The organism is Marinagarivorans algicola, assembly GCF_001292705.1.
In the GTDB taxonomy this organism is placed as follows: domain Bacteria; phylum Pseudomonadota; class Gammaproteobacteria; order Pseudomonadales; family Cellvibrionaceae; genus Marinagarivorans; species Marinagarivorans algicola.
Map to the genome: position 1 here is coordinate 1 of NZ_LGAK01000074.1, position 3,201 is coordinate 3,201.

Here is a 3,201-nt window from a genome sequence, read left to right on the forward strand (position 1 = left end):
CGCGTTCCCGTCGCTGAGCTCTATGGTGTTGTTAATTAACCAGTTTTCTTCGACGTTATAGAGCTCGCACAGTCTGCTTAATTGTTGCGCGGCAATGGTGCTCGGTGGCGCTTCGCCGTTTTCGATTTCTTTAATAAATTGTGGGTTAACATCAAGGGCCTTAGCGACTTGAGTGTGCGTTAATGCGTTGCCTTTGCGTGCCGTGGTGCAGCGGCTAGCGAAGGTGCTTTGCTGGCGTATGGTGGCGGTTTTCATGGCTGTCTCCTAGGTTATGCGGCAGTGGGTGGGGTGGTGTTAAATGGCTGATAAAAATTAATCATGTGCGCGACTGGCTCGATGTGCTGGCGTGGGGTGTTGCTGGATTGATCGTTTAAATCAATCACCGCTTGCCCGCGCTTAATAACAGTGGGGCGTTTTAAGTTTTGCTCCAAATAGCCTAAGTGGGCGGGTTCGCCAAGTAGGGTTGGGTGTAGGTTGATGATTGTGGCCATGGTGATTTCCTGTATTAGGTTGTTAAAATTTCGAGGATGAAAATGGAAGCAAGCGATTAATCCGGACGCGAAGAGTTCGCTCCAGCTTCTTTCTGTAAGAGTTGTGCTTCTTGAACCAAGCGATTAACCGAGTGGTTTAGCTCGCAAGGTGCAGTGCGCAGCGGCAAGCGAAATTTTGTGCCCTTAGTTGCGGCGTGTGTTGGCTTGCCTGCCAGTAAGCCTTTTAGGTCGCTGCAGCCAATCACCATGAGTGATCGAGTGTGATCGTCATTGGTTGGATCTAAGTCCCCAAAGCTGCGAGGTATAAAGCCTTCGATATAGCTTTGTGTGGCGTGCTTTTTCCATTCGGTCAGTTCTAGTGATTCTTCTACTTTGAATACCTTATTTGTCACCATGTGATTAATGGTGCCTGTGCGCGGGTGTTCGTTTTTAGGCTCTAAAAACCAATGCATACCCATATTAAATACGCTCATCACGTGGTGGATGTTGGCAGGGTTGTAGGGGGTTGTTTTAGTGGCCATTACTTTGCTCCCTTAGGTTTTGGACGTAGGCCCATGATTGTGGTCATGGTGGTTTCCTGTACTAGGTTGTTAAAATTTAGGGGATGAAAATGGAAGCAGACCATTAATCCGAAGGCTAAAGGTGGCTCGATTCCTGTCATGTAATATTAGGTAAACCTAAGTTAAAAGTAAATAGGTAAACACAATAAATTGTATAAATTATAGAGGTGCACCCAGATTTACATCATTTGACAATCGTAGAGATTATTATGGAGGTTACAGTTTGACCGTTTGGTTGAGTCGATTATGACCTTTGAAGAGCGACTACTGGCGTTGAAAAAACGTTTTGAGTTAAACAATACCGAGCTTACTAAGCTCGCGGGAGTGTCGAGGCAGGCGGTAAATGAGTGGTTATTTGATGGAAACGGTGAAATGTTGCTAGGAGGCTCAAGGAGTTGGAGTGCGAGATTGATAGAGGTGGCTTCAGTCTTTGATCAGTTGAGCGTGGAGCAGAGGTGGGCGCTTGGCGCTGTTTCGGTCTCTATAACTAAGCGGTAGTCTTTATTTGAATAGCTTGGGCTTCCAGATTTCTGCATCGCGCGAGCGTACTATTGCTTCAATTACTTCTTTTTTGATCGTATATAGGGATTCGATATTCTCCCAATTATTTGCGCCTACATCCCACAGCGGTCCAGCCATGCCAAAATTCCCCAGCAATAATTCATCGGCACTGCATTGCAGTGCCCAACACATCATTGCGAGCTCATAGCGCTTAGGCATTGCGGTTGGCGTCCTCTCTAAATAGTCCAGCCGCTTGTATGAAATATGCCCTCCCATGGCTCGCTCAAAGTCCGCCACAGTTAGGTAGTGTGATCTAATTCTCATTTCTCGGATGAAGGTGCCGTGTAATTTACGGGGTAATGTATCGCTCATAGTGCATAAAAGATGATTTAGGTGACAGATTGAAAGATCTTAGCACTAAAGTATTGACTTCCAAAGATGTTTTAAAAGTGATCGGTGGGTATAAAAAGCAACCACTTCCCATTTATTGGGATAACTTCGCATTTATAGTATGTTTTTTAATCGTAAAGGCTCGTTAAATGGGCCTTGTAAACCCTTATGCGGAGTACTTCCCAGAAAATGGGAAGTTGATTGTAAAGTGAGCATAGTGGGGTAATAGCGGTCATTGTTGAATATTTTCAGGTGCGTTAAAGGGGGCTTTTTTCTAATGCTTGCGGGGAGGTTGGGGCATTTGTAGTATGTGCCGACATATTTTATGGATATTTATTTGGAGTTATGGCGTGGTGGAGCGAGAAGATGTTGGGTTGTTATCTGAGGAGGTATGCTTTGGAGTTTGCGGGTGTGAGGGGATATATGATCGGATGGCGGTTATTTGCGCCTTGGTTAAGGCGCTATCACTCGATGAGCAGCAAGAGTTTTTGGCGGGGTTGCGAGATATTCAGCGAAAGCGACTAAAGGTTACCGCCTTTTCTCCTTCTGATTACGTTGACCAAAGCTAGCGCTTCTTTTTGTTCTTCTTCGTTAAATGTATTTAGTGTTTCAATAACCTCATTGATAACGTCGCTGGTTTGCTCTTTATCTGGGGAGCCTTCGCCTGTTGCGAGCCAGTAAGCGTTTACGCCAAGTAAGTTAGCGAGTTCGGCTAGGTATTTGGTCTTCTTAGCCTCGCCCCTTTCCAGGTCTGAATACGATGGTGCCGACATGCCGATATGGTTAGCTACCTCGTATTGTTTTAGCCCTGCGCCTTTCCTGCAATGTACAAGTCTGGCTGCCAGTGTTGATAGGTCATTTGTTTTCATAGTTGTAATTATAGCCAAATATTCGGTTTCTCTAGATTAAAGCGCTGGACAAATGTAATCAATTAGGTAAAACTAACTTTTTAAAGTGTGTAAACACAATATTTGGAGGGGTTATGCCTGCCTTAAATTATAAAAAGTTGGTTAAGCGGTTAGGTGGTACCAAGAAAGCGTCGAGGGCGCTGAATGTTTCTATGCCTAGTGTGTGCGGCTGGGTTTCCTCTAAGCATGGTATGAGCGCTGCTGTCGCTATTCGTGCGGAGCGCGTAACAGATGGTGAATTTAAGGCTGAGGATTTATGTCCTGCGCTTAAGCTTGATTTGAATAATAACCTGTTGGTAGGAGGTGGGAATGAATAGCATGATTCAACCTATTAACAGGTTAGATGTTTTG

General features: G+C 45.0%; 6 protein-coding genes. 1 reads left to right on the top strand and 5 read right to left on the bottom strand.

All coding sequences use genetic code 11. The features are described from left to right. The 5 genes from AC438_RS15890 to AC438_RS15915 all read right to left on the bottom strand — a co-directional run. Window positions 1–255 (bottom strand): helix-turn-helix domain-containing protein (locus AC438_RS15890; RefSeq protein WP_156317121.1); only part of this gene is annotated, 255 nt, incomplete at its 3' end. 14 nt (window positions 256–269) lie between these two features. Next, entirely contained in the window at window positions 270–491 is a 222-nt protein-coding gene (locus tag AC438_RS15895) for a hypothetical protein (RefSeq protein ID WP_053982248.1), read from the bottom strand. Between the two features lie 56 nt (window positions 492–547). After that, entirely contained in the window at window positions 548–1,012 is a 465-nt protein-coding gene (locus AC438_RS15900) for a hypothetical protein (RefSeq protein WP_053982249.1), read from the bottom strand. Between the two features lie 540 nt (window positions 1,013–1,552). Then, window positions 1,553–1,771, bottom strand: coding sequence for a hypothetical protein (locus AC438_RS15910; RefSeq protein WP_156317122.1), 219 nt, complete (start codon window positions 1,769–1,771; stop codon window positions 1,553–1,555). A 692-nt stretch (window positions 1,772–2,463) separates the two neighbouring features. Then, entirely contained in the window at window positions 2,464–2,811 is a 348-nt protein-coding gene (locus tag AC438_RS15915) for a helix-turn-helix domain-containing protein (protein WP_053982252.1), read from the bottom strand. 113 nt (window positions 2,812–2,924) lie between these two features. On the opposite strand from AC438_RS15915, the gene AC438_RS15920 reads away from it, so the two are divergent. After that, window positions 2,925–3,167, top strand: coding sequence for a YdaS family helix-turn-helix protein (locus AC438_RS15920; RefSeq protein WP_053982253.1), 243 nt, complete (start codon window positions 2,925–2,927; stop codon window positions 3,165–3,167). Window positions 3,168–3,201 lie beyond the last annotated feature (34 nt).